Below are 18,980 nucleotides of genomic sequence, written 5' to 3'. Positions count from 1 at the left end.
ATCGCCTAATCGGCGTCGGCGTCCCAGCCCGCGGCTGGGGCACCGGCGCCTTCTTCATCCGGGCCAAGCCCCCGCGACGTCGCAAAGGCGACGCCCTCCAGGAAGGCCTTTGCCCGTTGTGTTTCGGGGTACGCCTCCAGCAAACGCCAGAACGCGGCGTTGTGCCCGGCCACCAGCAGATGGGCGAGTTCGTGGAGCAGCACATAGTCGATGACCCACTGCGGCATGGGCTGGAGCTTGTCCGAAAGCCGGATGGTCCCGTCCGCCGGAGTTGCCGACCCCCACCGTGACTTCTGGTTGCTCACCCAGCGGACCGACGTCGGGATGGACCGTCCGCCCAGATACTTTGACGATAGTTCCGCGGCGTGGGCGGCAAGCGCTGTGTCGCTTGCGGGTCTCCTCCTGCCGGCACCGTGGGCGCCCCGCTCCCCCTGGCGCTTGAGCTTGTCCAGCATCCGCCGGACCCATTCGTTCTCTTGTGCTTTCGTGAAATGGGCGGGAATCGCGACGACGGCGTTCCCGTCCTCCCAGAATGCCGCCACGGTACGGCGGCGGCGGGCTGAGCGACGAACGACGACGGGCGCCCCGTCGTCGGTGGTCAGCGGCAAAGCGGGCTGGCCCGCGGACCGCGGCACTAGGCGGATCCGTTCTCGACGAGAACTGCCAGCACAGCTTCGCCGTATTTTTCCAGTTTGGAGGGCCCGACGCCGGCGAGTTTCGCCAGGTCCTCAAGGGACTCCGGCCGGGCCTCGGCGATGGCAGTCAACGTCGCGTCCGTGAAGACCACATAGGCCGGAACCTCGTTGCTCAGGGCCTCTTCCTTCCGCCATTGACGCAAAGCCTCAAAGGTCTGGTCTTCGTACGTGGGCGGGCACTGGCTGCAGCGACCCACTTTGCGTTCGGCGCCGGTGGCGAGCATCGTGCCGCAGACCCTGCACGACGCCGGTGCCGCCGCCTTGCGCCGTGGCGTGGCGCGGCTGCGCGCGCTGGCTCCGAGCACCGAATCCGGGCGAAGCCCGTCGAGGAAGCGCGAGGGCTTGCGATTGGCACGGCCACCCGGCGTGCGGGCCGTGGACCAGGACAGGTTCAGGTGCTCGCGCGCCCGCGTGATCCCGACGTAGAGCAGGCGGCGTTCCTCGTCCACGCTCTCGGGAGTGTCCGCGAAGGAAATGGGCATAAGGCCCTCGCTCAAGCCCACCAGGAACACGGCATCCCATTCCAGGCCCTTCGCGGCGTGCAGCGATGCGAGCGTCACGCCCTGGACCGTTGGTGCGTGCTGCGCAACCGAACGTTCCTGGAGTTCGTTGACGAATTCCATCAACGTGAATTCCGGCCCGCGGCTGGCGGCGAGTTCGTCCGCAAGCGCCACGAGCGCTGCGAGCGATTCCCAGCGTTCGCGGAGGGCACCGCCGCTGTGCGGGGCGGCATCCGTGTAGCCGAGCGAAGCCACGATGTCGCGGACCAGTTGGCCGAGCGGCTCCTTCGCGGAATCCTCGGCTACGGCACGCGTGGCGGCGCGCAACTGCAGGATGGCGTCCCGGACCTCCTTGCGCGCGAAGAAGCGCTCACCGCCCCGTAGCTGGTAGCCGATGCCCGCCGAGGCAAGAGCTTGCTCGTACGCCTCCGATTGGCCGTTGGTGCGGAACAGCACGGCAATCTCGCTTGCCTTGGTGCCGGCGTCGATCAATTCCCGGATCCGGCCCGCGACCACCGCCGCCTCGGCCTCGTCATCGGGGCACTCCATGAACCGCGGCTCCGGTCCGGCCGGACGCTGGGCAAGCAACTGAAGGGGTTTGGCCCAAGCGGCGTCGGCAACCGTTCCACCACTGCGGCGGGACCCCAGGAGATCGTTGGCCAGCTTCACCACTTGGGGCGTGGAACGGTAGTCACGAACGAGTTTGACGACCGTCGCCGAGGGGTACTGGCCCTTGAATCCCAGGAGATGCTTGGGAGAGGCTCCCGTGAAGGAGTAGATGGTCTGGCTGGCGTCGCCCACGACGCAGAGTTCGTCGCGGCCGCCAAGCCACAGTTCCAGCAGCCGCTGTTGCAGCGGGGAAACGTCCTGGTACTCGTCCACCACGAAGTGCCGGTACTGCTCGCGGACCGTAGCTGCCACTTTCGGGTCTTCCTGGAGGATGCCCACCGTGATCAACAGGACGTCCTCGAAATCGATCACGTTGCGGTCCGTCTTCACGTCCTCGTAGGACTGGAAAACCCGGGCGACGGCTGTGAGATCGAAACCCCCGGGAGTGCCGCGGCCATGTGCGTTCTCGAGGTAGTTGGCCGGCGTCAGCATGGAAACCTTCGCCCACTCGATCTCCGCCGCGAGGTCACGGATGGAAGCACGATCGGTACTCAGCCGAAGCCGTCGCGCGGCTTCGGCGATCATGTTCGCCTTGTGGTCCAGCAGGTTCGGCAGGACACCGCCGACCGCCTGCGGCCAGAAGAATTGCAGTTGCCTGAGCGCTGCGGCGTGAAAGGTGCGTGCTTGGACGTTTCCGACGCCTAGATCCCGCAGGCGGCTGCGCATCTCGGCGGCGGCCCGGGAAGTGAACGTGACGGCCAGGAGGCGCTGCGGGCTGTAGACACCGGAGTGCACACCATAGGCAATGCGGTGCGTAATCGCCCGGGTTTTTCCCGTCCCCGCTCCGGCGAGGACGCACATGGGCCCGTTGAGGTTGCTGGCGACTTCCCGTTGCTCGGCATCAAGGCCGCCGAGAATCCGGTCCTCGAGTGAAACGGTGTCGCTGAAAATGCCGTCTGTCACTGCTGGAGGTCCTCGATGACGCCGCCGTACCAGTGCTCGATCAAGGAACGCGCAATCGAAAGCCTCGTGGAGATCGTGATCTCGCCGCTGAGCACGGCTGCCTGGAGTTCCGCGCGGCTGAACCAGCGCGCCCGGGTGACCTCGACGCCGTCGGGCCGGGCCTCGACGTCGTCAGTTGTTGCGGTGAACCCGAGCATAAGCGAAGCCGGGAACGGCCACGACTGCGAGCCAAGGTACTGGCAAGCGGTGACCCGTACACCCACCTCTTCCCCGATTTCGCGAACCACGGCCTGTTCGAGCGATTCCCCTGGCTCAACGAAGCCGGCCAGTGTGGAGTAGTTCTTGGCGTCAAGCGGCCCACCTCCACCGAGGAGAAGCCTGCCGTCGGAACCGACCACTGTGACGATGATGGCCGGATCGGTCCTCGGATAGTGCTCCGATTTGTCCCGCGGGCACCGCCGGACCCAGCCGCCGGCTTCGATTTCCGTGGGAGTTCCACACTGCGGGCAGTGGGTATGGGTGGCATGCCAGTTGGAAATCGCGCTGGCCTCGACAAACAAGGCTGTGTCCAGGGCACCGAGGCGGGCGGCTACCTCCCGGAATCCCGCCCAGGAGCCGTCGGCCGGAAGGCCCGCGGCTCCAGGCGAAACCGGCTCAGCAGGCACAAAGAGGACAATTGGGGTTTGCTCCGGGACGGCGGAAGCAGCAAGGGTCCGGCCGAGATAAATGGCAGTGAGCGGTCCGCCGGCGGCCTGGAGGGATTCGAAGAGCGGCGCGGCGTCGCCCAGCCACAGCTTGTCGCCCAGTACGAGCGCTTGGCGCTGCGACACCACCATGGCCTTGGCCGAACCCGAGGAGATCACTTCGTCAAGCATGCCCGGTTTCAGGCGTTCGGCAGATCCGCGGTCAACCATGGCAGGGCGCACCGGAAGAACAGTGTCAATAAGGTGGTTTGCCGGCGCCTGGAACTCGGTGAAACTCATGTACCTACCGTACTGACTCGCACCGACAATTGACATTTGGATCTTTCAGCGACGCATGCCCCTGGATCCGGTTTTCCAGCGGATCTGAAGACTCGCCGCACTGCATCGCTGCCAGAGGCGCTTGTCAATCTACCGTGGAAGACGTGAGAAGAACACCGTTCGAACTGGCCGCTGTAGCTACTGCGGCGGTGCCCGGCCTGACGCCGATGGCTGCCGCCTCTGCCCCGGATGATGCTGCCGATTTCGATTCGGCGCTCCTGCTGGACTCCGAGGGCAAACGGTGGCGTGTCCGTTCGCCGCGCCATCCGGAAGCCAGCGCCCGGCTGGAAACCGAATTCATGATCCTGCGGGCTTTCGCGCCGGCGATTCGGGCCGAGCTGCCCTTTTTGATGCCCACTGTGGCCGGAACGGTGCGCCAAGGCGCGCTGAGCACCTTTGTTTACGCCCACTTGGCTGGGGCCACGCGCAGCATCGAAGAGTTGTCCACCTGCAGCGATGCCTTGGCCAAGGAGATCGGTGCGGCGTTGGCCGCCGTGCACGACCTCCCCCAATCCCTCGTCAATAACGCCGATCTTCCCAGCTACACGGCCAACGAATTCCGCCAGCGCAAGTTGAACGAGCTGGACCAGGCCGCCACAACGGGCAAGATTCCGTCCTCGCTGCTCCGTCGCTGGGAGCATGCGCTGGAGGACGTGGCGCTCTGGCGCTTCAACCCGTGCGTGGTCCACGGGGACCTCCATGAAGACAACCTGCTGGTCGACGGCGATAGCGTGACGGCCGTGACGGGGTGGACCGATCTGCGCATCGGCGATCCTGCCGATGACTTCGCCTGGCTCGTGGCGTCAAACGAACAGAAGTTTGTTGAGTCCGTCCTCCGGCACTACACGGACGCCAGACGGGATACACCTGACAGCCACCTGCTGCGACGCTCGGCACTTCTTGCCGAATTCGCCTTGGCCCAGTATCTCGTCAAGGCCTTGGCGGCCGGTCACAGTGAGATGACGGCTGAAGCCGAGGCGATGCTTAAATCCCTCGCCGACGACATCGAGGAGCAAAACGCGTTGGCGGCCGAGGAGGCCGAAGCCGCCGCTGCGGAGCGTGCCGCTGCGGACGGGCTGGCGGCACCGGCAGTTGTCATTGCTTCCGAAGCCAAGGCCCCGGCGGGCGGCCCGGCGAAGCCCACGGTAAGTATCACAGCCATCCCGGAGCCTGCTCACGACGACGTTCCCGAGGTTCGCCCGGAGACGGCCGCGGCAACGCCGTCGGTCACGGTTGAACCGTTGGAGGCCGCCGCCTCAGACGAAGCCGCCGCTGAGCCTGCGGGAGAATCAGCGAACGGGACCGCCTCGACGACGGAGACGGCGTCCGAATCCGACGACACGTCGACGACGGCCCTCCAGGTAGTGGAGCCCGCGCCGCTCCAGGACGCCAAGGACCGTTAGTCCATCCCGGTCTAGCTGCCGTGGTTTCGGTTGCCTATTTGTTTCGGTTGCCCAGCGCGGAAGCGACGATGTTCTCCAGTTCCTCCGCGGTGCCCAGGTCGTGGGGCCTCACGACAGAGTCGTCGGCAACGTAGTAAAACGCTGCACTGACCTGCTCCAACGGCACACCCTTGAGGCGCGCCCATGCCAGGCGGTAGACGGCCAGTTGCACGGCGCGGGTCTTGAGTTGCCTGCCGGCCGGGCGCTTGCCCGTCTTCCAGTCCACCAGTTCCCATGTGCCGTCCGCCCCGCGGAACACTGCGTCAATCCGCCCGCGCACCACGACGTCACCGATCCTTGTTTCCACGGGAACCTCGACGAAGGCCGGGGACCGGTATGCCCATTCTGAATTGCTGAACGTCGCCACCATGTCATCGAGTCCATACGCTTCGTCGATGTGGGAATCGGAGCCGGGTGCTTCGTCGAGATCCAGCATGCCGGTGGTTCCGTAGTATTCCTCCACCCAGGAATGGAAGGCGGTGCCTTTGCGCGCCGAGATCCCGGGTTGCCGGGGCACCGGGCGCCGGAGCTGGGCCAGGACCGCAGCAGGATCGTCTCCGAGATCGACGAACATGGACGCCGAGATGTGTCCGGGCAAATGGACGTCTTGGACGGGTTTCCGCCGCAACTGCCTTTCCAGCAACAGTTCCGCTTCGGCAGCCCAGCCGGCGGCCGTCCCGCGGAGGGACGTCAGCGAGGCATCCATGACAAGCGGCGAATCCGCCCGTAATCCTTCGACTGCGTCCCTGACCCGGATTGCCGCCGCCTCCATGGCAGCCCGCCGGCCCGGGACCAAGCGGAGCCGTTCCCCCGTGCGGGGGTCACTCGGGCCCTCAAGCGGATCGTAGGGGAAGACCGCCACCTCCGTTCCGACTGTCAAAGGGCTCTCCGTGGGCAGCGCGTCTTCGCTGAGGGACTGGGGATGAATGGCGGCGGCCGATGCCCGGCCGGTCTCGCCTCCTGCCCCACCGGCAAGGCCGGCCAGCTCGGCAAGGAAAGGTGACGTCTCCGCAATGCCTGCCCGGGAACCATTCCACGCGGCGCTCGATGCCCACAGGACGAACTTTGCACGGGTATAGGCAACGTAGGCGAGTCGCCGCTCTTCGGCCTCACCGTGGTGCTGGACTTCCGATTTGAAGTCCTTTTCGGCGTCCAGCCAGCCCTTTTGGTCCGGCTGGTCCAGATCCCATTGAGGGAGGTCCGCCCGGTCGCCACGCAGGGGCCATGGCAAGGCAGCGGTACCGCTGCTCCACCGGGAGTCCCTGTTGCTCGGGAAGGCCCCGGCGTTGAGGCCGGGGACAAAAACAACGTCCCATTCCAAGCCTTTGGACGCGTGGACTGTCAGCAACTGCACTGCCTCGTGGTTCACCTCTGCGTCGGCCATGTCCAGTCCACCTTCTTCTGATGCGGCCGCTTCAAGCCACCCCAGGAAGGCCAGGAGATCAACCCGCTGCGAAGTCTGCAGGAAACCCGCCGCGGCATCATGGAATGCGTCCAGGTTCCGGCGGGCCTGGTGGATGCTCGTCCCGGGCTTGGCAGCGACCTCAATGTCCAGCAGCATGGCACGTTCCACCTCGCCGATCAGCGTGCTCAGATCGTCTCCGATGAACCCCCGCAGGTTCCGAAGCTCCGCAGACAGCCGGCCAAGACGGTCCAAGGCCGCCGGGCTGAGGGAGCGTCCGTGACCGGAAGTCCACCCTGGGCGGGGCAGGAAGTCCAGCGCCTCCACAAGGCTGGCCGCATCAGTAATGTCGCTCTCCACGACTGTCTCCATCGGGCTTTCGTCCGCGTTGGAGGCATCGTCTGCAGTGCCGCCGTCTCCCGAGCCGCCGTGTGATCGCCGCCTGGCAAGGAACTGGGACCAGTCGCGGAAGGCCATCAGATCAGCAGTTCCGATCCGCCACCGGGCGCCTGCCAGCAAACGCATCAGGGCATCGGAACGGCCGGGATCTGCGAGGACCCGGAGCGCAGCCACGAGATCGACTACTTCAGGGGTGTCGAGGAGCCCTCCGAGGCCGACTATTTCGTACGGGATACCCTGGACCTCGAATTCACGCCGCAAGCACTCCATCTGTGCCCGACGGCGGCAAAGCACTGCCATGGTGGGGGAAACCGGCGTACCGTCTGCCACGGTTTCAAAGACTGTGCGGCGGTAGCGGCGGACGTCCCGGGCAATCGCTGCGGCTTCGTCTTCGTCGGTGGCAAATCGTCCGAGAACAACGCTGCCGTCCGCCGCTGCCGGGCTCGGCTGCAGTGGAGGTACCGCCACAGTACTCTCTTCGGCCCTCGAGCCGGGGGCTCCCTCACTCGCGGCCGCCTTGTTAAGAGGCGCGGCAATGACGTTGGCGGCGGCCAGGATGTTGCGCCCGTTCCGCCAGGCAGTGGTCAGATACGAGGTGGGTGCCGTGGCAAGGGATGCCGGTCCCAAGCCGTCTTCCACCCGGACGGGAAATTCCTGGACAAAGTGGAACAGCTGGCCGGCCGAAGCACCCCTGAAGCCATAGATGGATTGGTTGGGATCCCCTACCGCCGTCACGGCATGCCCTCCCCCGAACAGGCGGGAGAACAAGACAAGTTGCGCGTGTGAGGTGTCCTGGAATTCATCCAACAACACAACCTTGTAGCGGGCCCGCTCGGTGGCGGCCGCCAGGGGTATGTCCTGGGCAATCTTCGCAGCGAGCGCAACGAGGTCTCCGAAATCGAGGACGCCGCGGTTCCTCTTGGCCTCTTGGTAACGCCCCACCATGTCCGCGACGCTGGCCCTGGTCCGCAACATGGCGCCTAGATCGCCGGCAGCTTGGGTTGGGTTCTTTTTCGCGGCGGACATATAGGGCAATTGGGCGAATTCGGACACCCGGTCCATTAACCAGCCCTGAACTTCGGCGGGTTCGCGCAAGTGTTCGGCGCACTCGCCGGCCAACTGCATCACGGCATTGACCAACGTGGACTTGGCAGCGGTGAAGTGCTCATAGTCGCCGTCGTACGCTTCGACCACTTCGCTCGCAAGCTGCCACGCCTGGGCGCCGCCAAGCAGGACCACATCGCGCTCGATACCCAAGCGCAGGCCGTAGTCGGACACGATACCGCTGGCGTAGGAGTGGTAGGTAGACACTTTGGGTTCAAGCTCGTCGGAGCCTGCAACCCCCTCCGGGAAGCCGTACTCCCCGTTGTCCGAGGATGCGATGCGCTGCAGGGTGGCCAATTTCGCGCGGATGCGGCTGGCCAGCTCCCCTGCGGCTTTACGGGTGAAGGTGACGCCAAGGACCTCTTCGGGGCGAACCCACCCGTTCGCGACGAGCCACACGACACGGTCCGCCATGGTAGCGGTCTTGCCGGATCCAGCGCCGGCGATGACCAGCCGGGGGGTCAACGGTGACGCAATAATGGCGGATTGCTCTTCCGTGGGACGGTTCCGCTCGCCGAGGATATCGGTCAATTCGCCGGGCGAGAATCGAGGTTCCGGCAGTACGGCGGCTTCTTCGGAGGCCTCTCCGGCTTCGATTCCGGCGAGTGTCTGGACGGTCATTCGGTGACCTGCTTTCCCCTGGCGCACAATGGGCAAATATCGGGCAGTCGGCAGCCGTGGCCTCCGTGGCTGCCTTTTGAGGGATCGTGGCGTGCTTCGAAGCTTGCTCCGGCCATGAGCACGGCGGCCTCACTGACGAGGTCCTGCGCCCAGTTATCTCCCGGATCCAGGGGCTCTTGCGCTTGGACCACGGGCGTCTTCGTCTTGGTTCCCAACTGTGCCAGGACGGCACCGCCCGGAAGCCCCGGAACAGGGAGGTCCTGGAACGCCCCGTGCAACACGGCCGCCTGATACGCACCGAGCTGGGGGTGCGTGGCGAGTTCGGCTTTGCCAGGCTGGCGTTTGCCGGTCTTGAGGTCGACAATCACCAGCCTGCCCTCCGTATCTATTTCCAAACGATCCACTTGTCCCCGAAGCACAGCGTTCCGGCCAGCATCGGGATCCTCGGCACCGTGGCCCAGGCGCACTTCCGGCAGCGGAACCTCGAAGTCCGCTTCGACCGCCGCCAGGCTGCGGCCCTCGCTCCGCATGACAAGGACGTATTGGGCGAGTTTCCGGACCATCTGCTCTGCCCGTTGGAAGTCCAGCCTGCCTTCCCAGTTGTCCTTCATGCCCAGGGTGGGCCAGCGACGCACGAGCTCCGCGACATACTCGGCGCCGGAAGCTTCGGGCAGTTCCTGGGCAATCGCATGGACCAAGGTGCCCAGGCTACGGGCAAAGTCGGTAGCGGCTTCGCCACCTGCCGCTTGGACAAACCAGTCCAAAGGCGATTTGTGCACAGTTTCGACCTTCGAAGGAGAAACGTACACGGTGCCTTCCGCCGGCACTACCGGCGCGTCGCTGCTGAGCGGTGCCAATCCCCACCAGGAATCCGGATGCGCCCCCGGCACTGCAGGCGACGCGGTGGCGAGGTGTGCCAGCACGCGCGCGGCTTCGGCGGCGTCCTCGGCCACGCCCGGTCGGGCAAGCGCGGCGTCGTCCGGCTGAACCCGCTGCCTCAACTCGGCCACCAAGGCACGCAGGGTCATGGGCCGGCCAACCGGCGTGTACTCACGTTGGTACTGCCCCGGCTCCAAAGGCGCCACATAGTCGAGAAAGGCAGACTGCTGCTCGTCTTCCGAAGAAACCGCGGTGCAGATGAGGACTTCCCGGGCACGCGAAACGGCTGTGGAGAAGCTCCGCAGTTCGTCGTAGCGGATATCCCTCAGCCTGCTGAGGGGCCCGCGCTGCAAGGCGTGTTCAACTCCATGCTCCACGGCATCGGCAAACAAAGTACTGCCGAGGAGCTCACCCCGGAGCCTCGTATTGGGCCAGACTCCCTCCTGCAGCCCCGCCACGATGACCACGGCCCACTCCCGCCCGGCCGCGCTGGCCGGCGTCATGAGCTCCACCGCCTCCTCCAACTGGGCCCTGGCGGCAAGGGTGTCCATGGGGAGTTCCTGGCTGAGCAGATACTCCAGGAACTGTTCGGGACCGGAGCCGGGAAGCTGGTCGACATAGCGCTCGGCGGTGTGGAACAAGGCCATCATGGCGTCGAGGTCCCGGTCCGCGCGGGCGCCGGCAGCGCCGCCGTCGAGCGCCATTTCCGTCCAGCGTGAAGCCAGCCCCGTGGCTTGCCACAACGCCCACAAAACCGTCTCCGCGTTGGCTCCGGGTTCGGCGGCCGCCGAACGTCCCGCCGCGATCATGCGGGCCAAACGCCGGGCCGAGCTACCCTCGATGCCCAAAGAACCCAGTGCCCCCGGCTCCAGCAACGCTTCGACCAGCAACGCATCGCTGGACCGTCCACCACCGCCCAAGAGCTCCTCCCGGCGTAAGGATTGGCGCAGGCGGCGCAACTCGATAGCGGTAGCCCCGCCGATCCTCGACGTGAGAAGCGAGACGGCAGACTCAGGCGTCAGATTGGCGGCGTCCAAAACCACCCCGTACACCTCGAGCAGGGGACGGACAGCCACTTCGTCGCGGACAGCGGAATCCGCAACGGGGACACGGACGGGGATTCCCTGACCGCTCAGGTACCGCTGCAGTTGCGCCAATTGCCCGCCGTTGCGCACGATCACTGCGATGTCGCCGAACTCGTAGTTCCCGCGCAGCTGGGCTTCGAGGATGCGTTGTGCCACGTAGCGCAATTCATGGACTGTGGAGGGCAGGACATGTGCTTCGACCCGGCCCGCGGCTTGATTGGCTCCGGAACGTGCCACCTCCGCCGATGCGGGAAGTGGGTCCAGGCGCCGGGCCAGCTGCCCTCCCGCGCGCTGCGAAATACGCGCAGCGACGCCCGTCCACGCTTTTGCGACACCGGGCAGGTGCCGGTGGGTGTGCCATAGAGGAAGCTCCCGAACGACACCTTCAAGGCCGCCGAGAAGCCGCGGGAGTTCGGCGACGAGGTCCGGACGGGCACCGCGGAATCCCTGGACCACGGTGTCCGGGGAGGACGCCACCAAAACGTCCTTTCCTTCGGCGATGTCCGCGAGCAGTTCAAACACTGCGGGATTTGCCTCTTGGACGTCGTCCACGAGTATCAACTGCAGCCGCTCGCGCTCAGCCGCCAGGAATCCGGGCGAGTCCTGGAAGATCTGGCGCGCGGCGGTGATGATTCCGGCCGGGTCGAAGGCTTCCGGCATGCGCAGGTCCAGGACGTCGCGGTACTCCGAATAGAGGTCTGCGGCGGCTATCCAGTCCGGCCTGCCGCATTCGTAGGCGAGCGACGTAAGATCATCCGCCGTGCGGCCGGATTCGATGATCCGGTCGAAGAGCTGCCGGATCTCCTGCCGGAAGCCACGCGTGGGCAGCGCGGCGGACAAGTCCTGCGGCCAAGGAAGTTCAAAACCCGGCCGGGCGTGCCCCTCCAGCAGTTCCTTGATGATGAGGTCCTGTTCCGGCCCCGAGAGCAACTTGGGCGGCCGCTGCAGCGGCAGCACGCCCTCGGCTTTGGCTCGCCGGATCAGGTCGAAAGCGTATGACGCCCAAGTGCGCGCCGGCGTCGTACTCAAGCTGCGGTCCAAGCGCCCCGTAAAGGTGTCCCGCAACGCCGACGCCGCATGCCGACCGGGTGCGAGAATCAGGATCCGTTCCGGATCCACGCCGTCACGCTGAACCCGCCGGACGGCGGTTTCCACCAGCACAGTGGACTTCCCGGTGCCGGGCGCCCCTGGTATCAGGACCGGCCCGGATCCGTGCGGGAGCCCGACGACGGCGGCCTGGTCTGCGGACAACTCCGGCGCTGCGTAGTGGACCTCGCGCGGCGGAAGCAGGCGCAAGCGGGCAGGCGCTTGCCGCGATGGTGCTTGTCGCGATTGTGCCTGCCGTGGCGCCGGCGTTGCTTCCTGCGTTGTTGCTTGAGGTGTCGGTGTTGGACTCACACGGTCATTTCATCATCGGGTACCGACAATTTATGGAGCTGACGCTCGAGTTGCTCAGAGATCGCATCGATACTGTCGAAGTCACGGTCCGTCGGGGCCCACCGGGCGAGGGTCAGGTCAACGCGCCAGCGGCCTTCGCCGATCCGCAGATACTCCGCGTAGGCGCCGTGCAGCGGCGTTCCCTCGTCCACGTAGTGGTGCAGCGCTTCCGACTCAAGGCCTGGGGGCGCCTCGCCGCTGGCACGCAGTACGCGCCACCAAGCCACGGTGCTTCCGTGGTGGCTCATGACCGATCCGATCTGCCGGGGACCGCCCGAGCCCAGAAGCTCGGCAACATCCCCATAGGACACGGCAACGCCGGGCGGCATGAGATCCACGACGGCCAGCACCGCCGTCACAAACTCCATCCGCATGCCCCCAGCCTATCGGCATGGGCCGCCGGATCGGCGCAGAAGGAGTGTCGCTCCGGTTCTTGTCGGAGGGCGCCGGTAGCGTTGAAGCATGAGCTCCTGGAATACCCTCCCCCGCGCCGCGTTCGACCTTGAGACCACGGGACGGAACTCCCGTTCCGCGAGGATCGTCACCGCTTCGATCACCGTAGTGGACGACGACGGCGGCGTCATCAAGGAACTCGAATGGTTGGCGGATCCTGGTATCGAGATTCCCTTGGAGGCCAGCGAGATCCACGGCATCACCACGGAAAAGGCGAGGGCCGAGGGCCGACCGGCAGCAGAAGTGACGCGCGAAGTTGCCGCCGCACTCCAGGAACTGTTCGACGACGGCGTGCCGGTCATTGCGTTCAACGCGAGCTATGACTTCACGGTCTTGGCCGCCGAATCCGCCCGCTACGGCGTGCCGCAACTGAGCCGTTTCCCCGTGCTTGACCCCTACGTCATGAACAAGCAGGTCGACCGGTACCGCAAGGGCAAGCGGACCCTGACCGCTTTGTGCGAGGAATACGGGGTGAACCTCGATAACGCCCATACCTCCGCTGCGGACGCCCTCGCCACCTTGCGCGTCCTTGATGCCATGGCCGGCAAGTTCCCGAAGCTGCAAATGCCCGCCTCCAAGCTGCATCACCTCCAGGTTGATTGGGCAGCCGCACAGGCCGCCGATTTCCAGAGCTACCTGCGCAAGACCAAACCAACGGCAGTCATCGAAGGCAATTGGCCGGTTCTTCCCCCGGAAGATGCCAGCCGCGGAGACTTCTAAGGCTTCCGGACTTTCAAAACGCCCGTCCACGTACCGGACGCTTTTCCGGCGTCCGCATGATGGGACGCACGTCACATCGCTGTTGCTGCCTGAAAGCCAGCTGGACGTCAGTCACGAATTCCCCACGATACCCGAGTGACGCGGCACCTCAAGGGCACTTTCCACACTTCGCTGAATTTAATTCGGAGTTTCCGGGAATCGCACGCCTTATCGTCGTCAATTTATAGCTGAATGAGTGGATGACATAATTAAGTTTGGCGGGTCGAGTTCTGATATTGCGGCCCAAACCTGCTTTGGCTGCGTTCCCCGCCCGTCTCGATACGAACGCGTGTTCCCCGATGAAAGTGATTTGCTTGATGAAAATCAAAGCCCTGAAGTGGTTCTCTGCTGTCCCTGTGGCTGCAGTTCTCGCCGTCTCCCTGGCCGCCTGCGGTGGCGGAGCGGGCAGCACCAGCAGCGCCTCGCCGACCGACGCCCTCCAAGGCAGCGACCAGAAGACGCTGGACAAGTACACCACCAAGGACGTCACTCCGGTGGACAAGATCGACAAGTCCAAGCTGGGCCTGATCACCGACGGCACCCTGCGCGTCGGCACGCTCTCGGACGCCCCGCCGAACATCTTCATCGATCCCTCAGGCAAGTTCACCGGCTATGACAACGAACTCCTGCGCGCCGTCGGCGCCAAGCTGGGCCTCAAGGTCGAGTTCGCCTCCACTGACTTCTCGGCGCTGCTCTCCCAGGTCAAGAACAAGCAGTTCGACGTCGGATCCTCCTCGATCTCCACCACGGACAAGCGCCGCGAGACCGTCGGCTTCACCAATGGTTACGACTTCGGCTACATGGCCGTCGTGACCAAGACCGACTCCAAGGTCAAGGGCTTCGCGGACCTCAAGTCCGACGTGCGCATCGGCGTCGTCCAGGGCACCGTCCAGGACGACTACGTCACCAACACGCTCAAGCTTGAGCCTGTCCGTTTCCCGGACTACAACACGGTTTACGCCAACGTAAAGAGCGGCCAGGTTGACGCTTGGGTCGCCCCGTCGCAGCAGGCAACCGGCCAGGTCAAGGACGGCGACAACACGAAGATCGCCGAAAAGGTCGTCAACACCCAGAACTTCACTGCCTGGGCCGTGAACAAGGACAACCAGCCCCTGATCGACGCCCTCAACTCCGGCCTTGACGCCGTGATCGCAGACGGTACCTGGACCAAGCTGACGGCCGAGTGGTACAAGGACCGCCCGACCCAGGCGGAGCAGACCCCTCAGGGCTGGAAGCCGGGCAGCAAGGCCGTCCAGATCCCGGCCAAGTAACCCAGGCGTTCCATGGATCTCCAGGAAATCCTCAAGCAACTCGGTGAGACCTTCCTCGATTGGAAGGCGATAGGCGAAGTCATCCCCAAGATGTTCGCCGTCGGCTTGCCGAATACCATTGTCTTGGCCGTCACCTCGGGCGTGATCGGAACTGTGCTCGGCATGGCGCTCGCCTTGATGGGGATCTCCCGGAACCCCGTGGCCCGGTGGATAGCCCGCATATACACCGACGTCCTTCGTGGGCTGCCGCCCGTCCTCACCATCCTCGTGATCGGCCTCGGCTTCGGCCCCATCATCCGTCAGCTGAGCGGCTCCACGAGTCCGTATCCGTTGGCCGTCGCGGCGCTGTCCCTGATGTCGGCGGCGTACATCGGCGAGATCTTCCGTTCCGGTATCCAGAGCGTTGACAAGGGTCAGCTAGAGGCAACGCGTGCCCTGGGGTTCGGCTACGGCCCTGCCATGCGGCTTGTGGTGGTTCCCCAGGGCGTCCGGCGGGTCCTGCCGGCGCTGGTCAACCAATTCATTGCGTTGATCAAGGAGTCGTCGTTGGTCTTCCTCCTTGGCTTGCTGGCCTCAGAGCGCGAGATCTTCCAGATTGGCAAGGATGCGGCCTCCACGAGCGGAAATCTGTCGCCCTATGTAGCGGCAGCAATCTTCTACCTGGCGCTGACCATTCCATTGACGCACTTCGTGAACTGGATTGACCGCCGCCTCAGGACAGGCCGGCCGGAAAAGAAGGAACCGGACGAGGCAGCCGCCGTCGTCGGGAAGGGAGCCCAGGCATGAGCGAATTCGCTTCAGGAACCCTGACGGCCAAGAACATCCACTTGTCCTTCGGGTCGAACCATGTCCTGCGCGGCATCGACCTGCACGTCGAGAAGGGCACCACGGCTTCCGTGATCGGCCCTTCCGGCTCAGGGAAATCCACGCTCCTGCGCGTTATGAACCGGCTCATCGAACCCGAGCAGGGCGACATTTTGCTCGATGGCCGTTCGGTACTCAAGGACAACCCGGATGAACTGCGCCGGCGGATCGGCATGGTCTTCCAGCAGTTCAACCTGTTCCCGCACAAAACGGTGGCGGAGAACGTCTCCTTGGCCTTGCGGAAGCTCCGTGGCATGTCCAAGGAGCAGGCACGGGAAGACGCCTTGGCCCAACTGGACCTCGTAGGGCTCAAGCACAAAGCCGACGTCCGGCCAGCCAACCTCTCCGGCGGGCAACAGCAGCGAGTGGCCATTGCCCGCGCGCTTGCCATGAAGCCCGAGGTGATGTTCTTCGACGAGGCAACATCGGCCCTGGACCCTGAACTGGTCAAGGGCGTGCTCGCGCTCATGACCGATCTGGCCAAGGGCGGCATGACCATGGTGGTGGTAACCCATGAGATGGGCTTCTCAAGGAACGTCTCCGACACCGTGACGTTCATGGACGCAGGCGTCGTCGTAGAGACGGGTTCGCCGGAACAACTCTTCACCGAGCCGCGGACCGAGCGCCTGAAGGGCTTCCTTTCGGACGTGCTCTAGGCCTTAGCAACGGGGAATCCCCGGCTTTCAGACGAAACACCCCTCGTGGTGAGCCGTCCGGTAGCCGGGGATTTTTCGTGGCCGGAGCTACTTCCCGGCCTTCACCTGAAGGACAGTCAAGGCCGCGGCATCCACTGAGTCGCGGAATCCAGGATCGGTCTGCGCCCGTTGCAGCACCTGGGCATACATCGCCGGAACTGAAGCAGTGTCCGCGCACAGAACCATGGTGCCGCCCGCCCCGATGAAATTCGTTGCCCTGTCCCCCATGCTCCAGGGCGACAGCTGCACGGCATTGCACAGATCATCGGACACGATGACGCCGGTGAACGCTGCGTCCGTCCGCAACATGGTGCGCATGATCACCGATGAAAACGGCGCCACATGGTCGGGATCGATCTTGTCGTAGTAGGCGTTCGAAATCATGACCCACCGGAGTCCCCGGTCGATCGCTGCCTTGAACGGCATCACGTAGGGATCCGTCCGGGTGGTTTCGGTGTCGTGGACGTTCGCGCTGACGTCGGTGTTCAGGCTGACGCGCCCCATTCCCGGAAAATGCTTGACCACCGGCGCCACCCCTGCGTCCCGCAATCCGTCCGCCATCGCGTTCCCATGCTCGGACACCGCCGCCGGATTGAAGCCGTATTCGCGCTTGAACGCCCCAATGGGCTTATTCGAGGGTGCAAATTCGGGGCTGGGCACCGTATCCAGTACGGGTGCCAAATCAACATTCACTCCGGCCTGCAAAAGTTGGGACCCCCAGTTCCGGGCGTCGGCGCGAAGTTGTTCCGGGCTCGAATTCCCTTGGTCCAAGGCTGCGGGAATAGGCAGGAACCCGGGTCCCCGGAGGACTTGAACAGAGCCGCCTTCCTGGTCCGTCGCGACGGACAGCGGCAAGCCACGGCTTGAGGCCGGCGAAATGCCCGCCCTCAGCTTTGCCACAACTGATGCCGTCGCCGCGACCCCTGCCTGGCTTCGTCCCGCCAGATAGATATTGCCCACGTGGTTGTTCAGGAGGTCAGCCACCGCGCTCGAATCGCTTCCGTCGGCCTTGGCCGCCACCATGAACAACTGCCCTACCCTTTGTTCCAGGGTCAGGCCCGCGAGCCGCTGTTCCGGCGTCGGGTGTGGAGGCGGCGGCAAGTCAGTGGGCCCGGCGGGAGTAGCAGAAGCAGGCGGCGATCCCGCGGGCGGCGAGCTGGAAAAACCAGGCGTCGGGACGGCCTGTGGGGCAGTTGGCGTGGCGGGCGGGTCCCCGGCCCCCACCAAACCGCCGTCAGCGGTATCGGCATGCGCAATTCCGGCGAATGCCCCGGCCATCAGGGCGAAAAAGATGAACAGTGGAATTCTGGACGGCTTGAGCAGATGAATCATCGCCTTGTCGATTCGATCGTTGCCCACAGCCTGCTCCCCGGCCGGCAGTGGGCGCAAGGAACAGGCTGCAAAGCATCGGAAAAGCGCCGTAGGTCAGGCTGCGGCCTCCGCGGCCGCCTTGGCCGCAGCGGGAAGGGCGTCGAAAATCCGGTTCATCGCGGCATCGTCGTGGGCAGCGGAAAGGAACCACGCCTCGAAGACCGACGGCGGCAGGTAGACACCGGAGTCCAGCATGGAGTGGAAGAACGGTGCGTAGCGGAAGACGTCCTGGGCCTGGGCGTCGGCGTAGTTGTGGACTCCGTTGACCGACGTACCGAAGGCCACCGAGAAAAGGTTCCCTGCGCGCTGGATCGAGTGGTCCACGCCTGCGGTGTCCAGCGCCGATGAGAGTGCCGCCGAGAGTTCCAGCGAGCGGGCATCCACGAAGCTGTAGACCTCCGGCGTCGCGAGCGTCAAGGTGGCGACGCCGGCGGCCATTGCCACAGGGTTCCCGGACAAGGTTCCTGCCTGGTACACCGGGCCAAGGGGCGCAAGGTAATCCATGACGTCGGAACGTCCGCCGAGCGCCGCCGTCGGCATCCCGCCGCCGATGACTTTGCCGAAGGTCAGCAGGTCCGGCGTCCAGCCTTCCTGGCGGCCTGTGAGGCCCCAGTAGCCCGCGTAGCCGGTGCGGAAGCCGGTGAGCACTTCGTCCAGGATCAACAGCGCGCCGTGTTCGCGGGTGATGCGGGACAGGCCTGCGTTGAAGCCGTCGTTCGGCGTGACCACGCCCATGTTGGCGGGAGCGGCTTCGGTGATGACGGCAGCGATGTTGTTGCCGTGCGCAGCAAAAGCGGCTTCCACCGCACCGAGGTCGTTGTACGGCAGGACGAAGGTTTCAGCGGCGGCAGCTTCGGTGACACCGGCTGAACCGGGCAGAGCCATGGTCGCAAGGCCCGAGCCAGCCGCGGCGAGCAGCCCATCGAGGTGACCGTGGTAGCAGCCGGCGAACTTGACGATCAGGTTGCGGCCAGTGAACCCACGGGCCAAGCGAACGGCGGTCATGGTGGCCTCGGTGCCCGTGGACACCATGCGGATGCGTTCGACGGCGGAGACGCGTTCCTTGACGATCGCGGCGAGGTTTGCCTCATCGGGCGTCGAGGCACCAAAGGACAAACCGCGGTCGACGGCGGCATGGACGGCGTCGAGGACTGCCGGATGTGCGTGACCCAGGAGCGCCGGACCCCATGAGCAGACGAGATCGACGTATTCGCGGCCATCTGCGTCGGTGAGGTAGGGACCCTTCGCCGAAACCATGAACTTCGGGGTGCCGCCGACGGAGCCGAAGGCGCGCACCGGAGAGTTGACGCCGCCGGGCATCAGGGATCGGGCGCGGTCGAACAGCTGGTCGGAGACAGGGGTGTTTGAAGTCATGGTGTCCATTCTTTCAGGGATTCGGGACGGTTCAG

The 18,980-nt window shown here is 65.1% G+C and carries 13 protein-coding genes; 5 read left to right on the top strand and 8 right to left on the bottom strand.

The window, feature by feature from the left end:
* Positions 1-5: 5 nt before the first annotated feature.
* The 3 genes from AC3WJU_RS10260 to nudC are packed head-to-tail and all read right to left on the bottom strand — an operon-like array spanning position 6 to position 3,750.
* Positions 6-635 (bottom strand): M48 metallopeptidase family protein, encoded by a 630-nt coding sequence (locus AC3WJU_RS10260; protein ID WP_306964325.1) that lies wholly within the window; start codon positions 633-635, stop codon positions 6-8.
* Positions 635-2,767 carry an ATP-dependent DNA helicase UvrD2 gene (locus AC3WJU_RS10255; protein ID WP_307055328.1) on the bottom strand — a complete coding sequence of 711 codons (2,133 nt, stop codon included), beginning with the start codon at positions 2,765-2,767 and terminating at the stop codon, positions 635-637. Before AC3WJU_RS10255 ends, AC3WJU_RS10260 begins: the two co-directional genes overlap by 1 nt.
* Entirely contained in the window at positions 2,764-3,750 is a 987-nt protein-coding gene (gene nudC, locus AC3WJU_RS10250) for an NAD(+) diphosphatase (protein WP_284991509.1), read from the bottom strand. The genes AC3WJU_RS10255 and nudC overlap by 4 nt, the downstream gene beginning before the upstream one ends.
* A gap of 143 nt (positions 3,751-3,893) precedes the next feature.
* Here nudC and AC3WJU_RS10245 point away from each other — a divergent pair, with 143 nt between their 5' ends.
* A complete protein-coding gene (locus AC3WJU_RS10245) occupies positions 3,894-5,192 on the top strand; it encodes a macrolide 2'-phosphotransferase (RefSeq protein WP_492259794.1) in 1,299 nt (432 codons plus the stop codon).
* Positions 5,193-5,226: 34 nt separating this feature from the next.
* Here AC3WJU_RS10245 and AC3WJU_RS10240 read toward each other — a convergent pair whose 3' ends face one another.
* The 3 genes from AC3WJU_RS10240 to AC3WJU_RS10230 form a co-directional block, all read right to left on the bottom strand.
* A complete protein-coding gene (locus AC3WJU_RS10240) occupies positions 5,227-8,757 on the bottom strand; it encodes an ATP-dependent helicase (protein ID WP_492259793.1) in 3,531 nt (1,176 codons plus the stop codon).
* Positions 8,754-12,017 (bottom strand): ATP-dependent helicase, encoded by a 3,264-nt coding sequence (locus tag AC3WJU_RS10235; RefSeq protein ID WP_492259792.1) that lies wholly within the window; start codon positions 12,015-12,017, stop codon positions 8,754-8,756. Before AC3WJU_RS10235 ends, AC3WJU_RS10240 begins: the two co-directional genes overlap by 4 nt.
* A gap of 98 nt (positions 12,018-12,115) precedes the next feature.
* Positions 12,116-12,532 (bottom strand): MGMT family protein, encoded by a 417-nt coding sequence (locus tag AC3WJU_RS10230; RefSeq protein WP_307055319.1) that lies wholly within the window; start codon positions 12,530-12,532, stop codon positions 12,116-12,118.
* Between the two features lie 88 nt (positions 12,533-12,620).
* On the opposite strand from AC3WJU_RS10230, the gene AC3WJU_RS10225 reads away from it, so the two are divergent.
* From AC3WJU_RS10225 to AC3WJU_RS10210, 4 genes are all read left to right on the top strand, one after another.
* A complete protein-coding gene (locus AC3WJU_RS10225; protein ID WP_059387510.1) occupies positions 12,621-13,331 on the top strand; it encodes a 3'-5' exonuclease in 711 nt (236 codons plus the stop codon).
* Between the two features lie 356 nt (positions 13,332-13,687).
* Complete coding sequence (locus AC3WJU_RS10220) at positions 13,688-14,641, top strand: ABC transporter substrate-binding protein (RefSeq protein WP_284751584.1); 954 nt, start codon at positions 13,688-13,690, stop codon at positions 14,639-14,641.
* 12 nt (positions 14,642-14,653) lie between these two features.
* Positions 14,654-15,427: an amino acid ABC transporter permease gene (locus tag AC3WJU_RS10215; protein WP_059387509.1), complete on the top strand. Its 774-nt coding sequence runs from the start codon at positions 14,654-14,656 to the stop codon at positions 15,425-15,427.
* Entirely contained in the window at positions 15,424-16,161 is a 738-nt protein-coding gene (locus tag AC3WJU_RS10210; RefSeq protein WP_306964309.1) for an amino acid ABC transporter ATP-binding protein, read from the top strand. Before AC3WJU_RS10215 ends, AC3WJU_RS10210 begins: the two co-directional genes overlap by 4 nt.
* 87 nt (positions 16,162-16,248) lie before the next feature.
* Here AC3WJU_RS10210 and AC3WJU_RS10205 read toward each other — a convergent pair whose 3' ends face one another.
* Both AC3WJU_RS10205 and hemL read right to left on the bottom strand, forming a co-directional pair.
* Positions 16,249-17,559: a glycoside hydrolase family 3 N-terminal domain-containing protein gene (locus AC3WJU_RS10205; protein WP_492259791.1), complete on the bottom strand. Its 1,311-nt coding sequence runs from the start codon at positions 17,557-17,559 to the stop codon at positions 16,249-16,251.
* A 66-nt stretch (positions 17,560-17,625) separates the two neighbouring features.
* Entirely contained in the window at positions 17,626-18,945 is a 1,320-nt protein-coding gene (gene hemL, locus AC3WJU_RS10200; RefSeq protein WP_492259790.1) for a glutamate-1-semialdehyde 2,1-aminomutase, read from the bottom strand.
* Between the last annotated feature and the right edge of the window lie 35 nt (positions 18,946-18,980).

The organism is Arthrobacter sp. FW306-1B-F12A, assembly GCF_058781865.1.
Note: the sequence above shows the minus strand (reverse complement) of the source record. Positions and strands in the feature narration are given on the sequence as shown.

Excerpts from the sequence above, each read along its gene's own strand:
- nudC (WP_284991509.1), bottom strand. The coding sequence starts at position 3,750 with ATGAGTTTCACCGAGTTCCAGGCGCCGGCAAACCACCTTATTGACACT.
- AC3WJU_RS10240 (WP_492259793.1), bottom strand. The coding sequence starts at position 8,757 with ATGACCGTCCAGACACTCGCCGGAATCGAAGCCGGAGAGGCCTCCGAA.
- AC3WJU_RS10230 (WP_307055319.1), bottom strand. The coding sequence starts at position 12,532 with ATGCGGATGGAGTTTGTGACGGCGGTGCTGGCCGTCGTGGATCTCATG.
- AC3WJU_RS10225 (WP_059387510.1), top strand. The coding sequence starts at position 12,621 with ATGAGCTCCTGGAATACCCTCCCCCGCGCCGCGTTCGACCTTGAGACC.
- AC3WJU_RS10220 (WP_284751584.1), top strand. The coding sequence starts at position 13,688 with ATGAAAATCAAAGCCCTGAAGTGGTTCTCTGCTGTCCCTGTGGCTGCA.
- AC3WJU_RS10215 (WP_059387509.1), top strand. The coding sequence starts at position 14,654 with ATGGATCTCCAGGAAATCCTCAAGCAACTCGGTGAGACCTTCCTCGAT.
- AC3WJU_RS10210 (WP_306964309.1), top strand. The coding sequence starts at position 15,424 with ATGAGCGAATTCGCTTCAGGAACCCTGACGGCCAAGAACATCCACTTG.
- hemL (WP_492259790.1), bottom strand. The coding sequence starts at position 18,945 with ATGACTTCAAACACCCCTGTCTCCGACCAGCTGTTCGACCGCGCCCGA.